Origin of the sequence: Gordonia liuliyuniae (genome assembly GCF_021738805.1) — a bacterium.
GTDB lineage: Bacteria > Actinomycetota > Actinomycetes > Mycobacteriales > Mycobacteriaceae > Gordonia > Gordonia liuliyuniae.
Genome location: NZ_JAKKOR010000003.1, coordinates 90,504 through 110,438 on the forward strand (window position 1 = coordinate 90,504; position 19,935 = coordinate 110,438).

The following is a 19,935-nucleotide window of genomic DNA, read 5'->3' on the forward strand; positions in this document are numbered from 1 at the left end:
GATCATGGGCGAGATGCGAATCGTCGGCATCCGGGTGGAGCCGCCGCAGAACCAGCCTGTCCTGCTGCTGCGCGAAGTGACGGGCTCCCGGTATCTGCCGATCTGGATCGGTCAGAGCGAAGCGGCGTCGATCGCCCTTGAGCAGCGGGGCGTCGAGCCGCCTCGCCCGCTCACCCACGACCTGATCGAGCGGATCGTCGAAGCGTTCGACCAGACTCTCGTCGAGGTGCGGATCGTCGATATGCGCGAAGGCACGTTCTATGCGGAGATGGTCTTCGACGGGGACGTCGTCGTCGAAGCTCGGCCGTCCGACGCGATCGCTGTCGCCATGCGGATGGGTGCGCCCATCGTCGCCGCCGACGACGTGCTCGACGACGCGGGCCTGTTGATCCCCGACGAGGACGACGCGTCCGTCGAGGGCGGGTCGGAAGAGTCGAGCGAAGAAGAAGTCGAAGCGTTCCGCGAGTTCCTCGACCAGATCTCTCCGGAAGACTTCCTCGGCCCGGACGGTCCCGCTGCGGGCTGACGGGCGGGGCTCGGTGTGCCCGACCCGGCCGCGGAGCGCGACCAGCGAGAAGGCGGCTAATGCCGCCATCTGCCGCCACTCCAGTCACACGAGTAACATCAGCCCCTTTGGTAACGGAATAGTCACCGCAGGATCACCGTTGGCGTACGGCTGAACCTAAAGTTGAGGTTTACGGTGTGTTGCGTTGATCGGGCGTCGTATTCCTCATAGTTTCTTACTCGACCCCGGAGCGGTTTCGCTCCGGTACAACACACATCGACCGTGTGCGGGAGTACCCTTGCAGAAGGACTCACGGCCAGGGTCCAGTTGCGCGAGGGAGTAACCGTGGGCGACAAGCCGACCGATCTTCGGACCGAAGGTGTCACCGAGCCCGTTCAGGGCGGTCTGGATGACATCGCCCCGGGTCTGTTCCCCAACGACACCGTCCCCGACGAACTCGTCGGCTACCGTGTCCCCACCGCATGCCAGATCGCAGGCATCACGTACCGCCAGCTCGACTACTGGGCTCGCACGCAACTCGTCGTGCCGTCGATCCGTGGTGCGGGTGGATCTGGCACGCAGCGGCTGTACTCGTTCAAGGACATCCTCGTCCTCAAGATCGTGAAGCGCCTGCTCGACACCGGCATCTCGCTGCAGAACATCAGGGTCGCCGTCGATCACCTCCGCCGTCGCGGAGTCGAGGACCTCGCGCGCATCACCCTCTTCTCCGACGGCACCACCGTCTACGAGTGCACGTCGGCCGAAGAGGTCGTCGACCTCCTGCAGGGAGGCCAGGGCGTGTTCGGCATCGCCGTCTCCGGAGCCATGCGTGAACTCACCGGCACGATCGCCGACTTCCCGGCCGAGCGCGCCGACGGTGGCGTCAACGAGTCCTCGCCCGAAGACGAACTGGCTGCTCGCCGCAAGAATCGCACCCGCAAGACCGGTTAACCGTCTCCGCGCCGGCCGGTGCGGAGATGGCCGCTCGCCGAGCGGGCCATGCCCGACGTTCGGGTGGGCTCGCGGTGGGCGGAGGCCCGCCGCCGAGTGTTGGTACCCTGGCCGTGCGTCGCTAGGCCACGGGAGAGCGTCGTCCGATCACCTCGGGCGGCCGCCGAAGGAGCAACACCTCTCCGTCAAACTCTCAGGCACCCGGACCGTGGCATGGACGGCGTCTCTGGAAAGCGACGGGTCCGCCCGTCCGCCCACGGTGAAAGGCCGCGGCCACCCGCAGCCGAATCTCTCAGGCGTCGCCCGGCGACATGGACAGAGGGGGAGGGCCCAGTCCGGGCGCAGCGCTCGGACCTGAAAACAGTTAGGTCCTGCCCGTGACGGATACGTCCCTGCCGAATCTTGCCCCCGACTCGCCGTTCTCGCAACGGCACCTCGGCCCCGACGCGGCCGAACTGGCCCGCATTCTCGATGTCCTGGGCGTCTCGTCGTTGGACGAGCTCGCTGCCGACGTGGTCCCCGCGACGATCGCCGACGGGCTGGACGCCAACGGACTCGCCGTCGGACTGGACGCGCTGCCCGCTCCGCTGAGCGAAGCCGCGGCGACCGCCGCGATGCGTGCCCTCGCCGACCGGAACGTGGTGGCGCGGTCGATGATCGGCCTCGGCTACTACGACACGAACACACCTGCTGTCATCAAGCGCACGATCCACGAGAATCCGGCCTGGTATACGGCGTACACGCCGTACCAGCCGGAGATTAGCCAGGGGCGCCTCGAAGTGCTCCTCAATTTCCAGACGATGGTCGCCGACCTGACCGGCATGGAGGTGGCCAACGCGTCGATGCTCGACGAGGGCACGGCCGCCGCTGAAGCGATGACGTTGCTCCGTCGTGCAGGCAAATCGAAGTCGCCGCGTGTCGTGGTCGACGTCGATCTTTTCCCGCAGACCCGCGCCGTCATCGACACCAGGGCCGAGCCGCTCGGCATCGAGGTCGTCGAAGCGCGCTTGGACCCGAGCGCCGACGACGCGGGCCTTCCCGACGGTGATTTCTTCGGTGTCATCTTCCAGACGCCGGGCGCGTCGGGCGCACTCGTCGACGCGGGTCCGATCATCGCCGCCGCCCACGAGCGCGGCGCGCTCGTCGCCGCGGGCGTGGACCTGTTGGCGGCGACTCTCGTCACTGCCCCCGGCGAACTCGGGGCCGACGCGTGCTTCGGCACCACCCAGCGGTTCGGTGTCCCGATGGGCTTCGGCGGCCCGCACGCAGGCTACCTCGCCGTGCACACCAAGGTGACGCGTCAACTTCCGGGCCGACTCGTCGGCGTCTCGAAGGACGCCGACGGCAACCTCGCCTACCGGCTGGCATTGCAGACCAGGGAACAGCACATCCGCCGGGAGAAGGCGACCAGCAACATCTGCACCGCACAGGTGCTGCTGGCGATCATCGCGGCGACTTACGCCTCGTACCACGGTCCAGACGGACTCAAGGCGATCGCGCAGCGGGTCCACGGCACCGCGGCCGATCTCGCGGACCGACTCACCGGCGCCGGAGTGACGGTCGAGAACGCGTCGTTCTTCGACACGATCACTGTGCGTGTGGACGGACGCGCCGCCGACGTCGTCGCGGCAGCCAAGGCCGACGGCGTCAACCTCCGACTGGTCGACGCCGACCGGGTGAGCGTCGCGTGCGACGAGACGACCACCGCCGACGACGTCGCGGTCGTCGTGCGGGCATTCGGGGCACAGGACGCGGCTCCGACGTCGTTCGCAGAATCGATCGAGAACCGGACCAGCGAGTACCTGACGCACCCGGCGTTCACCTCGTACCGGACGGAGACCGCGATGCTGCGGTACCTGCGCGCGTTGTCGGACAAGGACATCGCGCTCGATCGCAGCATGATCCCGCTCGGCTCCTGCACGATGAAGCTGAACGCGGCCACCGAGATGGAGCCGATCACCTGGCCGGAGATCGGCGGGCTGCACCCGTTCGCGCCGCTCGGCGACTCCGAAGGCATCCGTGAGCTCATCACCACCTTGGAGGACTGGCTCGTCGCGGTCACCGGCTACGACCGGGTGAGTCTGCAGCCGAACGCGGGTTCGCAGGGCGAGTACGCGGGCCTGCTCGCGATCCGGAACTACCATCGGTCGCGCGGCGACGATGCCCGCGACGTCTGCTTGATCCCGTCGAGCGCGCACGGCACCAACGCGGCATCGGCCGTTATGGCTGGCCTGCGTGTGGTCGTCGTCGCCAGCCGGGACTCGGGTGACGTCGACACCGACGACCTGCGCGCCAAGATCGACAAGCACCGTGACGAACTCGCCGCGATCATGATCACCTATCCGTCGACGCACGGCGTGTTCGAGCACGAGGTCACCGACATCTGCGACGCCGTCCACGAGGCGGGCGGTCAGGTGTACGTCGACGGCGCGAATCTGAACGCGCTCGTCGGTCTGGCGCGTCCCGGGCGGTTCGGCGGTGACGTGTCGCATCTGAATCTGCACAAGACGTTCTGCATCCCGCACGGTGGCGGCGGACCCGGTGTAGGGCCTGTCGCGGTCCGCGAGCATCTCACACCGTTCCTGCCGAGCCATCCGCTCGCGTCGGAACTCGACCAGACCGGCATCACGATCTCGGCGGCGCCGTACGGGTCGGCGTCCATCCTGCCGATCACCTACGCGTACATCGCGATGATGGGCGCCCAGGGTCTACGCGCCGCGTCGTTGACGGCGATCGCGTCTGCCAACTACATCGCACGGCGCCTCGGTGCGCACTACCCCGTGCTGTACTCGGGCGAGAACGGTTGGGTCGGACACGAGTGCATCCTCGACCTGCGTGATCTGTCGAAGCAGACGGGCGTGTCAGTCGACGACGTCGCCAAGCGTCTGGCCGACTACGGGTTCCATGCGCCGACGATGAGCTTCCCGGTGGCGGGCACCCTGATGGTTGAGCCGACCGAGAGCGAGAACCTAGCCGAGATCGACGCGTTCATCGATGCGATGATCGCGATCCGAGGTGAGATCGACAAGGTCGCCAATGGCACCTGGAGCGTCGACGACAACCCGCTCGCCGGTGCGCCGCACACAGCGGAATGCCTGGTCGGGGAGTGGACTCACGGCTACGACCGGCTCACCGCGGTGTACCCGACGGGGCTGCCGTCCGCGGGCGGGCGCGTGAAGGTGTGGCCTGCGGTACGGCGGATCGACGGTGCGTTCGGGGACCGCAATCTGGTGTGCAGCTGCCCGCCGCTGGACGCGTTCGCCGAGTAGGGATCGACTGAACTGCCGGCGAGGGCTACGGGTGGTCCGGTCAATTCTTCTGGAGGAGAAATGACCGGACCGTGCGTTCGAAGTCTGCCTTGGCTTCGATCATCGCCCAGTGCCCGCAGTTCGGGAACACGTGGAGCTCGACGTTCGGGATGAGGCGCATGGGAATGAGCGCCATGTCGAGCGGGCTGACTCGGTCGTCTCGTCCCCAAGTGATGAGCGTCTTGGCCCGCACCTTGTGAAGCATGGACCACTGTGGGGGAGCGTCCGACTCGTGCATCGCTCGCATCATCTCGGTGAACGCGACCCGGCCGTACATTCGACGCGCGCTCTCCAGAGCGATCGGATCGACGGCGAGTCGCCAGCGCTCCTCGATCAGCTGCTCGGTCACGACCGCCGGGTCGTAGACCATCGAGTTCAGCCACTGGGTCAGCGCCTCTCGTGTCGGGTTCTCGGTGAACTCCTGCAGCAGCTTGATTCCTTCGCCCGGGCCGGGGCTGAAGATGTTGCGACCGACGCCGCCGATCGTGACCAGTTTCCCGATCCGGCCGGGATGCGCGAGGTCATAGCCGATGCCGACGCCCCCACCCATTGAGTTGCCGACCACGTCGAACGTCTCCAACTCGAGTTCGTCGACGAATAGCTCCAGCGCACTCAATGCAGTGGACATCGGGTGTCCGCCCCAATCGTCACTGACTCCGAAGCCGGGGAACTCCAGAACGAGGCATCGAAAATGCTCACCGAACACACTGATGTTGCCGCGAAAGTTGCGCCAGCCCGACACACCCGGGCCCGAGCCGTGGAGCAGCACCAGAGGTGGGCCGTCCCCGTACTCGTGATAGCGGAGAACGCCATTGTGAGTGGGTAGTTCACGCAGAGTCGCGTCGTAATCGGGAAAGACCGGAGCCGCGGTCACGAGTCCTCCTCCGGGACGTCTTGTGCTCGGTATGCGGTGGTGTCGCGAGCCGATCGCCGACTCGGGTCGTGCAGATTCTCGAAGGCGCCGCGGTAGAAGAGGAGTGGGCCGCCTGTTGCATTCGCAGACAGGCCGGTCACCCGGCACACGACGATGGTGTGGTCGCCTGCGTCGTGCTCGGATTGGACCGTAGCCTCCACATGTGCGAGCGCGGAGTCGATGAGCGGTGCGCCATTGCGTGCCGGCCGGTGGTCGACACCGGCGAATTTGTCGACCCCCGATCGTGCGAACTGGCGGCAAAGGTCTCCCTGCTTGTCGGCGAGCACGTTGATGCAGACATTTCCGCCGCGTCGAAGCCGTGGCCAACTCGTCGATGTCTTGGCCGGACAGAATGCCACGAGCGGCGGCTCGAGCGAGACCGATACGACTGTTTGGCAAGTGAGCCCGACGGGATCCCGTCCTTCGTAGGCGGTGATGACTGCGATACCCGTCGCGAAATGGCCCATGACCTCTCGCAGCAGATCCGATGAGATCTGGGTTGCAGTAGCGACAGTCGTCGATTCAGGCGTCGGAATTGTGGTGAGGGTGCTGTGCATGTGTTCTCCCGTGGTCGGTCTCCAGGCATCGCTGGTGATGGTCAAAGGTCATTCGATGATCGCCTCGCTACTCGGCCGGGTGCGAGAGATTCCCGCTCAGTGGGTTCCGGCCACGGCACTCCCGACCGGGCTCTGCTCTGCCTGGAACTGGTGTGTGATCTTCGGCAGAGCCACCGCGGCGACAAGACCCACCACCGCAGTCGCGGCGACGAGGAAGAACGCCGCCACATATCCGCCATCGGTGTAGACCACGGCACCGCCCGTCTGCTCTGCGGGCAGATCAGCCATGAACGAGTTGTTCATTATCGCGAACGCGACGACCGGCAGTACTGCCGACGACAGGCTTTGCACCACACCGGCGACACTTGCCGTGGAGGCTTGCAGTTCCGGCGGCGCCGCCTTGATGAGCATGTTCGGGATCGCCGCGTAGCCCATACCCATACCGGCACCGACTACGCCGGCGAGGACGAACAGCAACGCCTTGTTGTCGTGGAACAGCGCGGTCGCAATGCCGCCCACGCCGGACAGAGTCATTGCGATCATCAACAGTATGCGGGGATGCATTCCGCGGCCGCACGTCGTGCCGACCACGATGCCGCCGAGCATCGTCATACCGCCCAGCGGCACTTGGAAGATCGCGTAACCTTCCGCGGTCAGACCCCAGCCGTAGCCGAGCCCGAGCGTCTGCGGCGTCATCGCCATGATTGGCAGAATGACTGAGAACACTGCACCGAGGCCGTAGATGCTGCCTGCCGCGGTGACCGTCCACGCGATGCTCGGCCGCCGCAGCACGTCGAGTCGGATCAACGGGTCGGTGACTCGAGACGCGCTCTGGTACCACGCGGCCGTCAGGATCACACCGACGACGAGGAACGACAGGGTCGACGGTGCCGCCCAACCCCACTCCGGGCCGAAGCTCACCGCTACCAGGACGCCGGCGAGTCCAGCACCGATCAGAACGGAGCCGAGCACGTCGAGTGACGCGTGGAGCCGAATCGGAGTCTCCGGCGTGGTGCACATGATCATCGCAAGGCACACCGCGAGCACCGCAGTGAAGAACCAGAAGAGGCTGCGCCACCCGAAACTATCGATCAGCCAACCTGTGAGAAACGGCGCGGCGACGGTGATCAGCCCGCATCCTGCCGTGCAGATACTGACGGCGAGGGGAACGGTCTTCGCTGGGAAGACGTCACGGATCAGCGAGTAGCTCAGGAATAGCGTGGGGACGAGGACTCCGGACAATGCGCGTCCGAAGATCATCACCGCGTAACTGATCGCAACGGCGGAGATGACCGACCCGATCGCTGACACGACGATGCAGACGAGGATCACTTTCCGTTTGCCGATGATGTCGGCGAGCTTTCCCAGGAGCGGGGACAGCACTGCGCCCACCAGTAAGAACGCGGTGATCATCCACGCGCCCTGGGCCGTCTGATACTCGGCGGAAATAGGGAGCACAGCCATTGAGACCATCATGTAGCTGACACTCAGGAGTTCGAGTACGAGCACCAGCGACAGCAGGGACAGCGCCAGGCGCGGGGTCCAACCGGGTTCGGCGTCTATTCGAGGCGGCACGACGGTGCCGGAGGAGTCGGTCATGTGTGGACTTCCTTTCTAACCCAGGCGGCTAGCGAGTGGCGCGTGCCTGGCGAACGCGCATCCCCACCGGCGGAGAGACCGAGTCCGTCGCGTGCTCGGCTGAGTCGAACTCAGGGGTGGACGTCGGCAGTGGGTTCGGACATGTTCAGACGGTCGGCGGCGTGGTGAGCGGCGATGTAGCCGTAGACCAAGCCTTGGCCGATGGTCGCTCCCGCTCCCGGGTAGCGGTTCCCGAAGGCATTCGCGGCGGTGTTACCGATCGCGTAGAGCCCGTCGATGACGTCGCCGCGATCAGAGACCACTCGCGCCGTTCCGTCCGCGCGCAACCCACCGCAGGTCCCCAAATCGGAAAGGACGACCTTGACGGCGAAGAAGGGGCCGTGTGTCAACGCCCGCAAGCACGGGTTGGGTTGGTTACTGGGGTCGCCGTAGTAGCGATCGTAGGCACTGTCCCCGCGACGGAAGTCGTCGTCGATCCCTGCTTCCGCGAACTCGTTGAATCGATCGACTGTGCTGGTCAGGTGTGACAGCCCGGTTGCATCGGCGAGTTCGGCGATAGTCGTGGCCTCGTATGCAATTCCGGCGTCGAACCATGCTTGGGGAATTCTGGCGTGGGGGAGGAGTTCGCCGGCGAAGACGTAGCTGTTGCGATACTTCTGATCGAAGATGATCCACATCTGCCCGGTTGGCCGGTTCTCGTGTTGCCGGGCGAGGACCTCTTGGCCGAAACTCATATAGTCGGTCGCCTCGTCGATGAACCGGTCGCCTACGTGATCGACCATCAGCGACCCGGGAAGAGAACGTTCGGCGAGCATCACTTTGGGTGCGCCACCGGGCACCGGGGCGACTGCCGGGAACCACCAGGCCTGCTCGAGTAGGGCCAGGCCTGCGCCCACGTCGGTGGCCGCGGCGAGAGCGTCACCGGTGTTGCCAGGTGAGCCGAGCGACAGTTCGGGCAGATCGCCGAGCTGATACCGCCGGCGAAGGTCAGCCGCGTGATCGAAGCCACCCGCAGCCAGGATGACGCCGTTCCTCGTAGTCACGGTCACCTCCGTACCGTTGCGATCGACGACGGCGCCGGTCACTCGGCCGCCCTCGGTGACCAGCCGCACCAGACCGGTATTGCGCCACACGGGAATTCCGGCGCGAAGCACGGCGTCGTACAGTCCGGCCGCCAATGCCTGACCGCCGGCCACGTACTCGCGGCCGAAGGCCTTCCCGCCGAGCCCCTGTGTCAATCGACGCATGGCCCGGCCGAGTCCCCGTCGGGGAAGCGTGGCCATGAGGTTGATGAGCCGGTAGTCGACGCCGGTGATCGGCATGGGGATCGGAGCGGCCATGCTGCCCGATCGCAGTTCGTCGCGGTGGGGCCCGAGCAGTGCGACATCGAATGGCTTCGATTCGCAGGTGCGTCCGACCGCCGATCCGCCAGGGCGCTCGGCGTGGTAGTCCGAGTAGCCTTTGGACCACATGAAGTTCAGACGTGTCAGCCGCTGCAGCAAACGGACTGTGGCGGGACCGAAACGAAGGTAGTTCTCCCATCGATCGGCTGTCCCCATGTCGCCGACGAGGTCGGCGAGATATTCGCGTGCACGGTCCACGGAGTCACGGCCGCCCTCGGTAGCGATCACTGGGTTTCCCGGGATCCAGAACGCACCACCGGACAGCGCGGTGGATCCTCCGACCTTGTCGGTCTTCTCTACGATCAGAACTTCCAGACCCAGATCGTGGCCGGCGAGCGCCGCTGCCATACCAGTTCCGGAGCCGACGACGAGCAGGTCGACCTCGGCTGTTGCGCCGACCGTCCCGCCGGTCATGCGAGCACCCCCGGAGTCGGTTCGCTGCGGGTGGTCATCGGCAGGACACCGTCTCGAGCGGCGGCGTCGATCGTGGCGTGTAAGGCGGGACATAACTGCTTGCGTCTCGCAGAGCACCTGGCCGCGGTCTCGGCCGCCGCGCGCGGGCACTGTTCACCCGCATCGCCGAGCCACTGCACGCTCGTGTGTCGAGCACTGTATTTTTCGGCCAGTACGACTGTGTGGCACTGAGCACAGGCGATTCGGTACATGTCGACCTCAGTCCCTCGCGCTAGCCGCGAGCTCGAGATTCTTTGCGACTTCGATGTCCCAGTACTCGTTCGCCTTCGTGACGTCGACGTCGAACTCGAATCGACGAACCATGTCGTCGCGGACATCGGCGCGGTCGACGTAGAACTGCTCGTACCAGCGCCGCAGCTGGTAGACGGGGCCGTCGTCCTCGCACAGCAGGGGGTTGTCGATGCGCGCCTTACTCTTCCAGATCACGACGTCTTGCTCGAAAGTATCCATCGTTCCCTGCCCGAACTGGGCGGCGAGCGCATCGGCTTGCTCGGTCGTCATCCCGGGTGTGCGCTTGACCATGACGCCGTACAGCAGCACGAACGCGTCCGAACGGACCGGGTAGTGGCAGTTGATGAGGACGACCTCCAGGCCGTCCTGCGCCACGAGTCGGTTGATCATGTATGACGGTCCGTAGTACGAGGCGTACGACTGGGTGACACTTTCTTCGCCGAAGTTGACGTAGTCCTGTCCGGCCATGTCGGCGCGTGGTTTGAACGACATCTCTTGTGTCGCGACATGGCCTTCGAAGATGTTTCGGAAGTGCAGCGGCTGATTCAAGTGCACATAAAAGAAGTGCGCCATGTCGACGACGTTGTCGACGACCTCGCGGCAATGCGATCCGGTGATGGTGACCGAGTTCCAGTTCCACTTCGTCCACTCGTGACTGCCGTAGCCCTCGATGGCGGGAATGTAGTCCTCGGGTGGATTTCCCTCGGGATCATTCCAGACGAAGAGCTGGCCGTTGCGCTCCAACGTCTTCCATGCCCTGGTCTTGGCAAGCGGCGGCACGCGCTTGGCGTAGGGGACCGACTTGCATCGACCGTTCCCGCCCCAGCGCCAGTCGTGGAACGGGCAGGCGACTTCATCTCCCTGAATCGATCCCTGTGACAAGTCTCCGCCCATGTGGCGGCAGTACGAGTCCAGCGCGTGTAGTTCGCCGGTGGAATCGGACCAGACCACCAATTTTCCGCCGAATGCGTCGATGCCGTGCGGCTGGCCGTCCCGGAACGAGTCGGCCAAGCCGAGGCAATGCCAGCCGCGGGCGAATCTGTTCGGGTTCTCACCGTTCTCGATCTCCCGAACATCTTCAGGGGCGTTCACTGGTTCTACGTTCGTCATCTTCACGTCTCCTCACTCGGTGGTACTTGTGCCCTTGATCACATTGGAGAGCATCTGTAACGGATCCCGAAACGTTCCCGTTGAACGGGAACGGAGATCTGTCTGCGGGCCGCGCGGCGGAAGGTGGACGCGTTATGGAACTCGGGAGACCGCCCGGGACACAGTAGTGAGGACGCAATGAGAATCGGATTGTTCACCCCCGTCGTCGCCCAGCCTCCAGGCGCTAGCACCTGGGAGCGTGACGCAGGGGTGGCGGACCTGGCGGTGATTGCGGCGGCCGCCGACCGGCTTGGCTATCACCATCTCACCTGTTCAGAGCATGTTGCGGTACCGACTTCTGTCGCTCTGTCAAGGGGCGGCACCTACTGGGACCCGCTCGCGACGTTCGGGTTCCTAGCGGCGCGGACGGACCGGATCGCTTTCGTCACGCAGGTGCTGGTGCTCGGCTATCACCACCCGCTGGCGATCGCCAAACGTTACGGGACGCTCGACGTGGTCACCGGCGGGCGCCTGGTGCTCGGCGTCGGGGTCGGTAGTCTCGTCGAGGAGTTCGATCTGTTGGGGGCCGACTTCGCCAGTCGGGGCGAGATCGCCGACGATGCCATGTGCGCGTTGCGCGCGTCGCTCGGGCAGTCGAACCCGGTCTACTCCGGACCGCACTTCCAATTCGGGGACGTCCTCGTGGAACCGCACGCGCGTCGAACCGACGTGCCGATGTGGGTCGGCGGTCGATCGAAGAGATCACTGCGCCGAGCCCTTTCGCTCGGCGACGGGTGGGTTCCGTTCGGACTTTCGCACGAACGACTGGCCGCGATGTTGGCAGAGCACTCTGTACCGTCGGACTTCGAACTCGTCCTGCAGGCCGGCACGCCGATGGATCCGCTCGGGGACCCGTCTGCCTGCATGGCAGCGTTGGAGTCGACGCGCGATGCAGGCGCCACGATCGCAACCGTCACCGTCCGGGCCAATGGTGCCGCCCACTATTGCGAGCAGCTGGCGCGGCTCACCGAAATCGGCCGCGATGTCGGCGTCGTATTCGACTAGTCTCGCCGCCTGCCAAGTCGAGACGGTCAGCGCATCAGCACCTGGCCGCCGTCGACTGGCATCGAGTGGCCGGTGATGTATCTGGACTGATCACTGCACAGGAATGCCACGGCCGCCCCGATGTCGTCCTCTGGATCGCCGAACCGATGCAGTGGAACGGTTCGCAAGTACTCGTCAGCTTCTTCCGGCTGCGATCGGGACCACTGGGACAACGCAGGCGACATCGCCAGCGGGAGGATCGCGTTCACCCGGATTCCATCGTCTGCCCACTCGCACGCGGCCGCGCGTGTCAGTGAACGGACGGCTTCTTTGGCTGCGGCGTACAGGCCGTATCCCGAGGGGTCCCAGCGTACGCCGGCTGCTGAACCGAGGTTGACGATCGCTCCGTTTCCCTTGAGATGTGGGTGACACAACCGCATCATGCGCCAGGTGGCGAGCGGTCCGGAGTCCATGATCTGTCGGTACTCGTCTTCGGTGTGCTCGAGTAGAAGTCGGTTGTAGGTCGTCTGCGCGTTGTTGATCAGGATCGACAGGCCGCCGAACGCTTCAGACACCTCTTCGACCATGCTGGCTGCATCGTCGTAGTCGGTGACGTCGCATTCGAACGCCTCGGCCCGGCCACCGCGGGACCGGAGTTCCACAGCCGTCTCCTCGACCTTGGACAGTGTGCGCCCGACCACTGCGACTCTCGCTCCACGAGATGCGAGAGCACCCGCTATTCCTCGGCCCACCCCCTGCCCGGCCCCGGTTACCAGGGCGGTCGCGCCGGTCAACACACCGTCCCGCGGCTCAGACACCATGTTTCGTCCTCGCGGAGTCGGGGAGTTGCCGCGCGGCTCGTCGAGCAGCCTTCGGCATGCCGAGGAACTCGGCGGGGCCCGGTGCGCCGTACGCAGAATCAGGGTCCAGAACACAGTGGGTCTTGCCGTAGACCGTGTACATGCAGCGGTTGCAGTGTGTGCAGAGAGAGTCCTTCGCCCGATCTGCGCGGATCGTGTTCACCAGGTCGGGCTCGCGCAACAGTGCGCGGCCCAGGGCGACGAAGTCGAAACCCTCGTTCAGTCCAGTGACCATGTGGTCGAAGTTGGTGATGCCGCCCAGCAGGATCACCTGCGTGTTCGTCATCACCGGCACGAACTGTCGCGCCGATTCCAGCATGTATAGATCGTAGTAGGGGTATTCGCCGAGCATCTTCCGACCGAACGCGTACACGCCGGTCTTGAAGGGCTGCGGCATCACCGACGCGAAGTCGCGGACCGGTACCTCGCCCCGGAATAGGTACATCTGCCGCATCACTGACGACCCCTGAGTCAACTCGAGGGCGTCGATATTCCCGTCGGCGTCGAGCAACTGCGCGGTTCGTATCGATTCCGCGAGGTCGATGCCTCCGGGGATACCGTCGTCCATGCTGATCTTCGCGGTGACCGCAACCGAGTCACCGACGGCGGTGCGGACTTCGGCTGCGATCTCCCGCACCAATCGACTCCTCGCGTCGATCCCGCCGCCGTAGGAGTCGGTGCGTCGGTTGAACAGCGGGCTCAGAAACGAGCTTGGCAGGTAATTGTGCCCGAAATGCAGTTCGACGGCGTCGAACCCGCAATCGGCGGCCAGCGCGGCAGCGTCGCGGAAGTGTTCGATGACGTCCGCGATCTCGGTGCTGGTGATCTGTCTGCAGTATTCGAGGGAGGTCGGGTTCACCATCCGGCTGGGCGCCACGGCCGTTACACCGGTGATCTTCTTCGATGCGACCGGGCCAGCGTGGCCTAGTTGTGCCGATACCGTACCGCTTTCCGCGTGCACAGCCGCGGTGAGCTTCGCCAGACCTGGTGCGGCGCGCTTCGTCATCAGGATCTGACCTGGCGCCGAGGCGCCCTCTTTGCTCACGCAACAGTAGGCGACAGTGGTCATTCCGACACCGCCGCGCACGTGGTCGAGGTGGAAATCGATGAGTGAATCAGTAACCAGGCCGTCCGGGGAACGTCCTTCCGACGTTGCCGCCTTGATGATCCGGTTCGGCAACTCCACGGGGCCGAGGCGCCCGGGCTTGAAGGGGTCGCGGGTCTGGCTCATGATGGCATCACCGGGACGATCGTCCTCGGCACCGTGATCTTCAATTCAGGGCTCATTGACAAGATCTCCTTACTGCGGAGATCTCGTCACGACCAAGATCTCCTATCGTGTGTCGCCCCTCACAGTTCCAGTGTGCGGGACGTCCGGGGACTGGGCTCCCGCTCTGCGGGAAAGAGCGGTGACCGAGTCGGGTCAGTCGTCGTCTGCAGTTTCGATCATTGGGTTGACCCGCATGTTCTGCGAGATCCGCTTCTTCGCTGCGAGCAGGATCGGGATGAGTCGGGTGTCCAGCTCGGCGAGCGGCACGCATATGGAGATCGCCGCGGACGTTCGGCGCGCGGTCGCCGAGTCGTCGCTGGCTGCGCTGACCGTCGTGCCGAAGCAGCCCACATTCGGGATGCTCTCTCCCCGATCGACGGCGTACCCGCGTTTGCGGACCTCGTCGATCTCCTGGCGAATAGCGGTGGTCGACGTGACTGTGTTCGGTGTCAGTTCGGCAAACGGCTCAATGCTGCGCAGGTAGTCGTCGGACTGGACTGCGAGGAGCGACTTTCCGACCGATGTGGTGTGCGCGGGGCGGTGCGCGCCGATCCGAGTGGGCACTTCCCACTGGAACCGACCCGACCCGAGTTTTTCCCAGTACACACAGTCGGCACCGTCGAGATACGCCATGTGCACGATGTAGCCGGTCTGGAGCTGTAGCCAACTCAGTGTCGGCATGGCTCGTCGGTAGAACCAGTGTGTACGGAGTCCACTGGTACCCAGGCCAAACAGTCGTACGCCGAGCTCGTAGTTGGTACCGACACGGAAGAGCCACTTGCGGCGCTCCATCTGTAGCAGCAGCCGGTGCGTCGTCGAGCGGGCGAGGCCGGTGCGTTCCATCACCCCGGACAGGGTGAGAAAGCCTGCTTCCTCGACGGCGTCGAGTATTAGATCTATCCGATCGAGCATCGACGGTGGAGTTCCGGACTCTCTGTCATCGTTCATGCCGCCTCCAGCGAGATCACAGTCGAAGTCAGCCGACGGAACGTCGGACTTCGATACGGTAGCCGTCGTCGGTGGGTCTGCCGCTACTTATCGGCCCATCATCGCTGCCACAGCTTGAGCCTCTGCCAGTACACGCTGATCACGCGGGAACTGCGATCGAGACAGCGCCCCCTCCTTCTCCGCGTCGATCACCCACACCGGTCCGTCACCGATGTGCGCCAATCCCTCGCGCGCCACATCGGCGGGTTCGGACACGAGAAGCCCCGGAGCGTCGAAGTTCAGACCGGCACGCGCCATCGCCGGGGTACGTGTGACCCCGAGAATGAGCTCGACGACGTCAACGCCGTAATCGCGCAGCTCCCACCACAGGCCTTCGGCGAATACCCGGCTGAACGCCTTAGCCGCCGAGTAGATGCTCTGGTGTCCGGAGCCGACGAAGCCGGTGACCGAGCCGAGCAGAATGATGCCGCCATGACCGCGTTCGGCCATCGGTCTCCCGAACATCTGCACCAGATCGAGTTGACGGTCGATGTTCAAAGTCATCACACTGCGGAACCGCTCCATGTCGCCGAAGACGAACTCGTTGCCGTAGGTGTTGGCGCCTGCATTGAAGATCAGCAGTCCGACCTCGAGGTCGGCGGTCGCGGTCGCGATGTTCGCCACTGCGTCGGACGCGAGTAGATCCTGGACCAGGGTGCGGACCTCGGTGCCGTATCGACGCGCCTGCTCAGCGGTCGCCTCGAGCGCGTCTTCCTTCCGTGCGATCAGCACCAGATTCAGTCCGGCCATGGCCAGTTCGTCGGCGAAGACTGCGCCGACCCCCTCGGACCCGCCGGCGATTACGGCCCACGGCCCATACTTGTCGCTGTCGATCGATGTCATGTCATCAGCCTTCGGGATCATGTGAAATCGGAGTATGCGCTGTTGCGATGGCGCGTCATGAGACGACTGCCAAGGGCTCGCCGCCGGACCAATCGTGCCCCCAGTAGCTATCTGCGGTGATCTCTTCGGTGGTGTACTGATCCTCATCGACCAATATCCCGTCGGTGCCGAACTCGATGTCCCACCCTCCTGGCGCACGCACATAGAACGAGAGCATCTTGTCGTTGGTGTGCCTGCCCAAGGTCGACGAGAGCGATGCTCCTTCGGCGACGACGCGGTCCTGCGCCCTCCCGACGGTGTCGAGGTCGTCCACCTCGACCATCACATGGATCAGGCCCGGCCCCTGTTTGGGTGCTGGCATCATCGCCAGACTGTGGTGGCGCTGATTGACTCCGAAGAAGCGGATCCGCATCGGCCCGACTTCCGGCGGCGTGTCGAGCCGGAACGCGCCGCGCGGCAGGAAGCCCAGCGTCTGGACGTAGAAGTCGTACGCTTTGCCCTGGTCGGGCACCGGAATCACTACGTGCCCAAGCCCTTGGGCGCCGGTGACGAAGCGTGCGCCGAACGGAGTGACCACTGGGCTGTGGTCCAGCACAGCCCCGAAGAACACCTCGAGCGGAATGCCCGCGGGATCGGAGAAAGTGATGGCGGCCTCGACTCGACGGGCGTCGGACTCCTCCGCGGTCAGGTCCCGTACGTCGACCCCGGCGGCCTCGACTGCGGTGCGAACGCGCTCCATTGCTTCGCGATCGCGAACCTCCCAGCCGACCACGCTCACTTTGTCGGTCTCACCGGGGCGGACGACTATGCGTGCGGCTCGTTCGTCGAGCCGAAGGTACAGCGAGTCGGGGTCGGGACCCGATCCCTCCGCGAAGCCCAGGATGTCCAGGGCGAGCGTCCGCCAACGCGACATGTCGTTGGTCTGGACCTCCACGTAGCCGAGCGCTTTGATATCGGAGTCATATAGTTGTGGAGTCATCGATGGTCCTTTGCTTGTGGTTGGCTGGTCGGTTCTGCGCGACAGTCAGATCATCTTGCGCAGTGGGCCGGGAGCTTCGGCGCCGAGTGAGCTGAGCGTCGCCGCGTGGTAGACGGTGTTGGGCGTATGGATCGCGTGATGGATGCAGGCCTGGCTGTCGCGCCAGAATCGCTGCATCGGCTGGTCCATCCGGAGGGCGTTGCCGCCGCAGCGGGCATAGATCTCGTTCGCGGCTCGGGTGGCACGCCACGCCGCTCGCACCTGTGTGGCACGGCCGGCGGCACGATCGGCGAACGACGCGACCTCGCCTCGCTCGGTGATGTCCCAGAAGTACTGGGCGTTGTCGATCAACTCGCCGCGGGCCGCACGCAGATCAGCCATGTACTCGCCGAGTTCGAACATGGTGTAGGGATCGTCTTTGACGTTGACACCGTTGGCGTCGATTCGGTTCGCCTGGTAATCCGAAGCCAGTCGCAGCAGGCCCTCGCAGATTCCGACCGTGGCTGAGGTGATGCCGAGTGGAAACATGTTCGACCACGGCATCTGGTACAGCGTCTGCGTACGGTCCGACTGACGCTGGCCGTCACCGCTGGACACGTCCTCCCAGGTCATCGCTCGGTACTCGGGTACGTAACAGTCCTCGATGATCAGGTCTTTGCTGCCGGTGCCCCGGAGTCCGACCACGTTCCAGGAGTCGTCGACGATGGTGTAGTCCGCGCGCGGGATGATCACGTGGACCATCTGGGGCGGGTGCACCATGTTCCCGTCGGGGTCGCCCATCATCGCGCCGAGGAAAGCCCAGCCGCAGTGGTCTGTGCCGGACGAGAACTGCCAGGATCCGCTGAAGCGGTAACCGCCACCGTCCTGCGGAACGAGAATGCCGCCGGGCATGTACGGGGAGGCCATCCAGATGCTGCTGTCGTCGCCCCAAACCTCGTCCTGTACTCGGCGATCGTTGTAGGCCAGCTGCCACGGGTGAACGCCGCAGACACCGAGAACCCAACCCGCGGCCGGGTCGAGCGACGCCAACCTCATCACGGCCTCCGCGAACTCTCGCGGGTGGTATTCGTAGCCGCCGTAGTCGGCAGGCTGGAGCATCCTCATCGCTCCCGATTCCTTCAGGAGACGAACCGTCTTGTCAGTGAGTCGTCCGATGCGCTCGGCTTCGGCGCCTTGCGCGAAGAATTCGTCTGCGTGCTCGTTGATGTAATCGAGAACCGTGTTCGGCATTCGTCTCTCCGATCGTGGCGGGCTGTGCGCCGCTGCCGTTCAAGTGCTTGGTGAGACGATGCTCACATCGCACCGAGATCATGTAGCCGATGATTCCCATGCAGCGGGAAAACCGCCGGTCGGACTCGCAGGATCTGGCCGACTATAGGCATGAATGACATCGAGTTGACGCTGTCCGACACCACACGCTTGATCGCCGAACTGGCCACCCGCGTCGCCCATCTGGAGGATAGGCAGACCATCACGGACCTCGTGGCCGCATACGGTCCAGCCATCGACGCGGGGTGTGCAGACGCCGTCGCGGAGATCTGGACTTCTGACGGTGTCTACGACGTGGACACCGGAGTCATGCGCGGGCACGCTGAGATCTCCGCGATGGTGCGCGGCGGTATGCATCAGGGCTTCGTACAGAAGGGGTGTGCGCACATCGTCGAGCCCGGACACGTGCGCATCGACGGCGATACCGCGGTCGCGACTGGGAAGTCGATGCTGGTGGTACACGGCGACGACGGCTTCTCGGTGCTGCGCGCAACGGCGAATCGTTGGGAACTGATCCGCACCGAGCAAGGATGGAAGTGCGCTCGACGGGTGGGGCGTGTTCTTGACGGTCGCCCGGAGGCGCGGGAACTGCTGGCGTCGGTAGATGAAGGGCTGACAGAAATCAGAGTCGAGGAGTAGTCAGGCGGATCGGCATCACCGGATCAGGCGTCGAGCGATGCCCCGGCAATCCGGCGCTCAGCCAGCGACGACCTGCCAACCGTGCACGGGGACTCCCAGGATCGGAGCGACGTCTTCGATGACCTGCCTGATCAGCATGGAAGTATCCGGTCCGCGCAAGGTGACGCCGTCGGCGACGCCCGTGACGGCGATGTCGCGCAGCAGCCCGACAAGGGTCGCGACGGTTCCGGGGTGGACGAGTGTCCCAGTCCGCGCGCCGGGTGTCCAACCGGGGTGTGCGGCCGCGTACTCGGCGTACGCGGCCCTCACGGTGTCGGCGAGGTGGACGTCGAGATCGACGAACACCGGACCGGGTGCTCGCGCCGTCGCCTGAGCGGCTTCGCCGAGGCTCGATGCGCGGACCCGGGTGACAGGCACGTCGACGTCGCCGTCGGTGAGTTCGATCCAACCGGCCGCGACACCCTCCGTTCTGTGAACGGCGATGCGTGGTGTGCTCATGCGTTGTTCTCCTGTTCCAGATGACGGAAACGACTGTGGTGGAAGACAATCGGGTCGACGCTCGGCGCAGTGAAGTGGCCGTGGACTTCAAGCAGCGCGATCACGTGGTCGCCTGCCGGGACCACCTGGCCGACGCGCGTGTGGAAGCCCGCAGCAGCGCCGTCGAGGTGGACGGCCCCGTCGTCGGTAGCCGCCCAGTCGATGCCGTCGAACCGCTCGGACGCGGGGCGTCGGAGAAGTTCGGCGACGTTGCGTTGATCGTGCGCGAGCACAGTGACGCCCCAATGGTCGGCGCGTCGGAGGACCGGAAGCGTCGTCGACGTGCGGGCGACGTTCACCGATACCAGGGCGGGGTCCAAGGACACCGACGTGAACGAGGAGGCGAGCAGACCGGCCGGTCCGTCCGGGCCGAGTGCGGCGATCACCACCAGCCCGGACGGGAAGTGTCCGAACACTCGACGCAACTCGGCTTGGTCGCCGACGGTCGTGAAATCGGTTGTGACAGTCATGGTCTCC

Annotated in this window: 18 protein-coding genes and 1 riboswitch; of the genes, 5 read left to right on the top strand and 13 right to left on the bottom strand. The window is 65.1% G+C overall.

What is annotated here, in order from left to right; genetic code table 11:
* Positions 1–4: 4 nt before the first annotated feature.
* The 3 genes from L5G33_RS04430 to gcvP all read left to right on the top strand — a co-directional run bounded on the left by L5G33_RS04430 (position 5) and on the right by gcvP (position 4,725).
* Positions 5–526, top strand: a complete 522-nt coding sequence (locus L5G33_RS04430) for a bifunctional nuclease family protein (RefSeq protein ID WP_236996947.1) — start codon at positions 5–7, stop codon at positions 524–526.
* 324 nt (positions 527–850) lie between these two features.
* Positions 851–1,456 carry a MerR family transcriptional regulator gene (locus L5G33_RS04435; protein ID WP_308191535.1) on the top strand — a complete coding sequence of 202 codons (606 nt, stop codon included), beginning with the start codon at positions 851–853 and terminating at the stop codon, positions 1,454–1,456.
* Between the two features lie 119 nt (positions 1,457–1,575).
* A riboswitch (glycine riboswitch) is annotated at positions 1,576–1,675 on the top strand.
* 152 nt (positions 1,676–1,827) lie between these two features.
* Positions 1,828–4,725 (top strand): aminomethyl-transferring glycine dehydrogenase, encoded by a 2,898-nt coding sequence (gcvP, locus tag L5G33_RS04440; protein WP_236997172.1) that lies wholly within the window; start codon positions 1,828–1,830, stop codon positions 4,723–4,725.
* 40 nt (positions 4,726–4,765) lie between these two features.
* On the opposite strand, the gene L5G33_RS04445 is transcribed toward gcvP, so the two are convergent.
* From L5G33_RS04445 to L5G33_RS04465, 5 genes are all read right to left on the bottom strand, one after another.
* Complete coding sequence (locus L5G33_RS04445) at positions 4,766–5,638, bottom strand: alpha/beta fold hydrolase (protein WP_236996948.1); 873 nt, start codon at positions 5,636–5,638, stop codon at positions 4,766–4,768.
* A complete protein-coding gene (locus tag L5G33_RS04450) occupies positions 5,635–6,234 on the bottom strand; it encodes a flavin reductase family protein (protein WP_372476856.1) in 600 nt (199 codons plus the stop codon). The genes L5G33_RS04445 and L5G33_RS04450 overlap by 4 nt, the downstream gene beginning before the upstream one ends.
* A 96-nt stretch (positions 6,235–6,330) precedes the next feature.
* Positions 6,331–7,833 (bottom strand): MFS transporter, encoded by a 1,503-nt coding sequence (locus tag L5G33_RS04455; RefSeq protein WP_236996949.1) that lies wholly within the window; start codon positions 7,831–7,833, stop codon positions 6,331–6,333.
* 110 nt (positions 7,834–7,943) lie between these two features.
* Positions 7,944–9,650, bottom strand: a complete 1,707-nt coding sequence (locus tag L5G33_RS04460) for a 3-ketosteroid-delta-1-dehydrogenase (RefSeq protein WP_236996950.1) — start codon at positions 9,648–9,650, stop codon at positions 7,944–7,946.
* A gap of 258 nt (positions 9,651–9,908) precedes the next feature.
* On the bottom strand, positions 9,909–11,051 hold the full coding sequence (locus L5G33_RS04465; RefSeq protein WP_236996951.1) for a 3-ketosteroid-9-alpha-monooxygenase, oxygenase component: 1,143 nt from the start codon (positions 11,049–11,051) through the stop codon (positions 9,909–9,911).
* A 177-nt stretch (positions 11,052–11,228) separates the two neighbouring features.
* Here L5G33_RS04465 and L5G33_RS04470 point away from each other — a divergent pair, with 177 nt between their 5' ends.
* Positions 11,229–12,095 carry a TIGR03619 family F420-dependent LLM class oxidoreductase gene (locus tag L5G33_RS04470; protein ID WP_236996952.1) on the top strand — a complete coding sequence of 289 codons (867 nt, stop codon included), beginning with the start codon at positions 11,229–11,231 and terminating at the stop codon, positions 12,093–12,095.
* Between the two features lie 26 nt (positions 12,096–12,121).
* On the opposite strand, the gene L5G33_RS04475 is transcribed toward L5G33_RS04470, so the two are convergent.
* From L5G33_RS04475 to L5G33_RS04500, 6 genes are all read right to left on the bottom strand, one after another.
* Positions 12,122–12,895: an SDR family NAD(P)-dependent oxidoreductase gene (locus L5G33_RS04475; RefSeq protein ID WP_236996953.1), complete on the bottom strand. Its 774-nt coding sequence runs from the start codon at positions 12,893–12,895 to the stop codon at positions 12,122–12,124.
* A complete protein-coding gene (locus L5G33_RS04480) occupies positions 12,885–14,165 on the bottom strand; it encodes an NADH:flavin oxidoreductase (protein WP_236996954.1) in 1,281 nt (426 codons plus the stop codon). Before L5G33_RS04480 ends, L5G33_RS04475 begins: the two co-directional genes overlap by 11 nt.
* A gap of 192 nt (positions 14,166–14,357) precedes the next feature.
* A complete protein-coding gene (locus L5G33_RS04485; protein ID WP_236996955.1) occupies positions 14,358–15,152 on the bottom strand; it encodes an IclR family transcriptional regulator in 795 nt (264 codons plus the stop codon).
* An 87-nt stretch (positions 15,153–15,239) separates the two neighbouring features.
* Positions 15,240–16,034 (bottom strand): SDR family NAD(P)-dependent oxidoreductase, encoded by a 795-nt coding sequence (locus L5G33_RS04490; RefSeq protein WP_236996956.1) that lies wholly within the window; start codon positions 16,032–16,034, stop codon positions 15,240–15,242.
* A 55-nt stretch (positions 16,035–16,089) separates the two neighbouring features.
* On the bottom strand, positions 16,090–17,013 hold the full coding sequence (bphC, locus tag L5G33_RS04495) for a biphenyl-2,3-diol 1,2-dioxygenase (protein ID WP_236996957.1): 924 nt from the start codon (positions 17,011–17,013) through the stop codon (positions 16,090–16,092).
* Positions 17,014–17,058: 45 nt separating this feature from the next.
* Positions 17,059–18,243 (bottom strand): acyl-CoA dehydrogenase family protein, encoded by a 1,185-nt coding sequence (locus L5G33_RS04500; protein ID WP_236996958.1) that lies wholly within the window; start codon positions 18,241–18,243, stop codon positions 17,059–17,061.
* Positions 18,244–18,414: 171 nt separating this feature from the next.
* On the opposite strand from L5G33_RS04500, the gene L5G33_RS04505 reads away from it, so the two are divergent.
* The gene (locus L5G33_RS04505; RefSeq protein WP_372476862.1) at positions 18,415–18,921 is read left to right on the top strand and encodes a nuclear transport factor 2 family protein; all 507 of its coding nucleotides are present in this window, start codon (positions 18,415–18,417) and stop codon (positions 18,919–18,921) included.
* Between the two features lie 57 nt (positions 18,922–18,978).
* On the opposite strand, the gene L5G33_RS04510 is transcribed toward L5G33_RS04505, so the two are convergent.
* A complete protein-coding gene (locus tag L5G33_RS04510) occupies positions 18,979–19,419 on the bottom strand; it encodes a hypothetical protein (protein WP_236996960.1) in 441 nt (146 codons plus the stop codon).
* Positions 19,416–19,928 (bottom strand): flavin reductase family protein, encoded by a 513-nt coding sequence (locus tag L5G33_RS04515; protein WP_236996961.1) that lies wholly within the window; start codon positions 19,926–19,928, stop codon positions 19,416–19,418. The genes L5G33_RS04510 and L5G33_RS04515 overlap by 4 nt, the downstream gene beginning before the upstream one ends.
* Positions 19,929–19,935 lie beyond the last annotated feature (7 nt).

Bases quoted from the DNA above. Each gene is read 5' to 3' on its own strand.
- L5G33_RS04430 (WP_236996947.1), top strand. From the start codon at position 5: ATGGGCGAGATGCGAATCGTCGGCATCCGGGTGGAGCCGCCGCAGAAC.
- L5G33_RS04450 (WP_372476856.1), bottom strand. From the start codon at position 6,234: ATGCACAGCACCCTCACCACAATTCCGACGCCTGAATCGACGACTGTC.
- L5G33_RS04455 (WP_236996949.1), bottom strand. From the start codon at position 7,833: ATGACCGACTCCTCCGGCACCGTCGTGCCGCCTCGAATAGACGCCGAA.
- L5G33_RS04460 (WP_236996950.1), bottom strand. From the start codon at position 9,650: ATGACCGGCGGGACGGTCGGCGCAACAGCCGAGGTCGACCTGCTCGTC.
- L5G33_RS04465 (WP_236996951.1), bottom strand. From the start codon at position 11,051: ATGACGAACGTAGAACCAGTGAACGCCCCTGAAGATGTTCGGGAGATC.
- L5G33_RS04470 (WP_236996952.1), top strand. From the start codon at position 11,229: ATGAGAATCGGATTGTTCACCCCCGTCGTCGCCCAGCCTCCAGGCGCT.
- L5G33_RS04475 (WP_236996953.1), bottom strand. From the start codon at position 12,895: ATGGTGTCTGAGCCGCGGGACGGTGTGTTGACCGGCGCGACCGCCCTG.
- L5G33_RS04480 (WP_236996954.1), bottom strand. From the start codon at position 14,165: ATGAGCCAGACCCGCGACCCCTTCAAGCCCGGGCGCCTCGGCCCCGTG.
- L5G33_RS04485 (WP_236996955.1), bottom strand. From the start codon at position 15,152: ATGAACGATGACAGAGAGTCCGGAACTCCACCGTCGATGCTCGATCGG.
- L5G33_RS04490 (WP_236996956.1), bottom strand. From the start codon at position 16,034: ATGACATCGATCGACAGCGACAAGTATGGGCCGTGGGCCGTAATCGCC.
- bphC (WP_236996957.1), bottom strand. From the start codon at position 17,013: ATGACTCCACAACTATATGACTCCGATATCAAAGCGCTCGGCTACGTG.
- L5G33_RS04500 (WP_236996958.1), bottom strand. From the start codon at position 18,243: ATGCCGAACACGGTTCTCGATTACATCAACGAGCACGCAGACGAATTC.
- L5G33_RS04510 (WP_236996960.1), bottom strand. From the start codon at position 19,419: ATGAGCACACCACGCATCGCCGTTCACAGAACGGAGGGTGTCGCGGCC.
- L5G33_RS04515 (WP_236996961.1), bottom strand. From the start codon at position 19,928: ATGACTGTCACAACCGATTTCACGACCGTCGGCGACCAAGCCGAGTTG.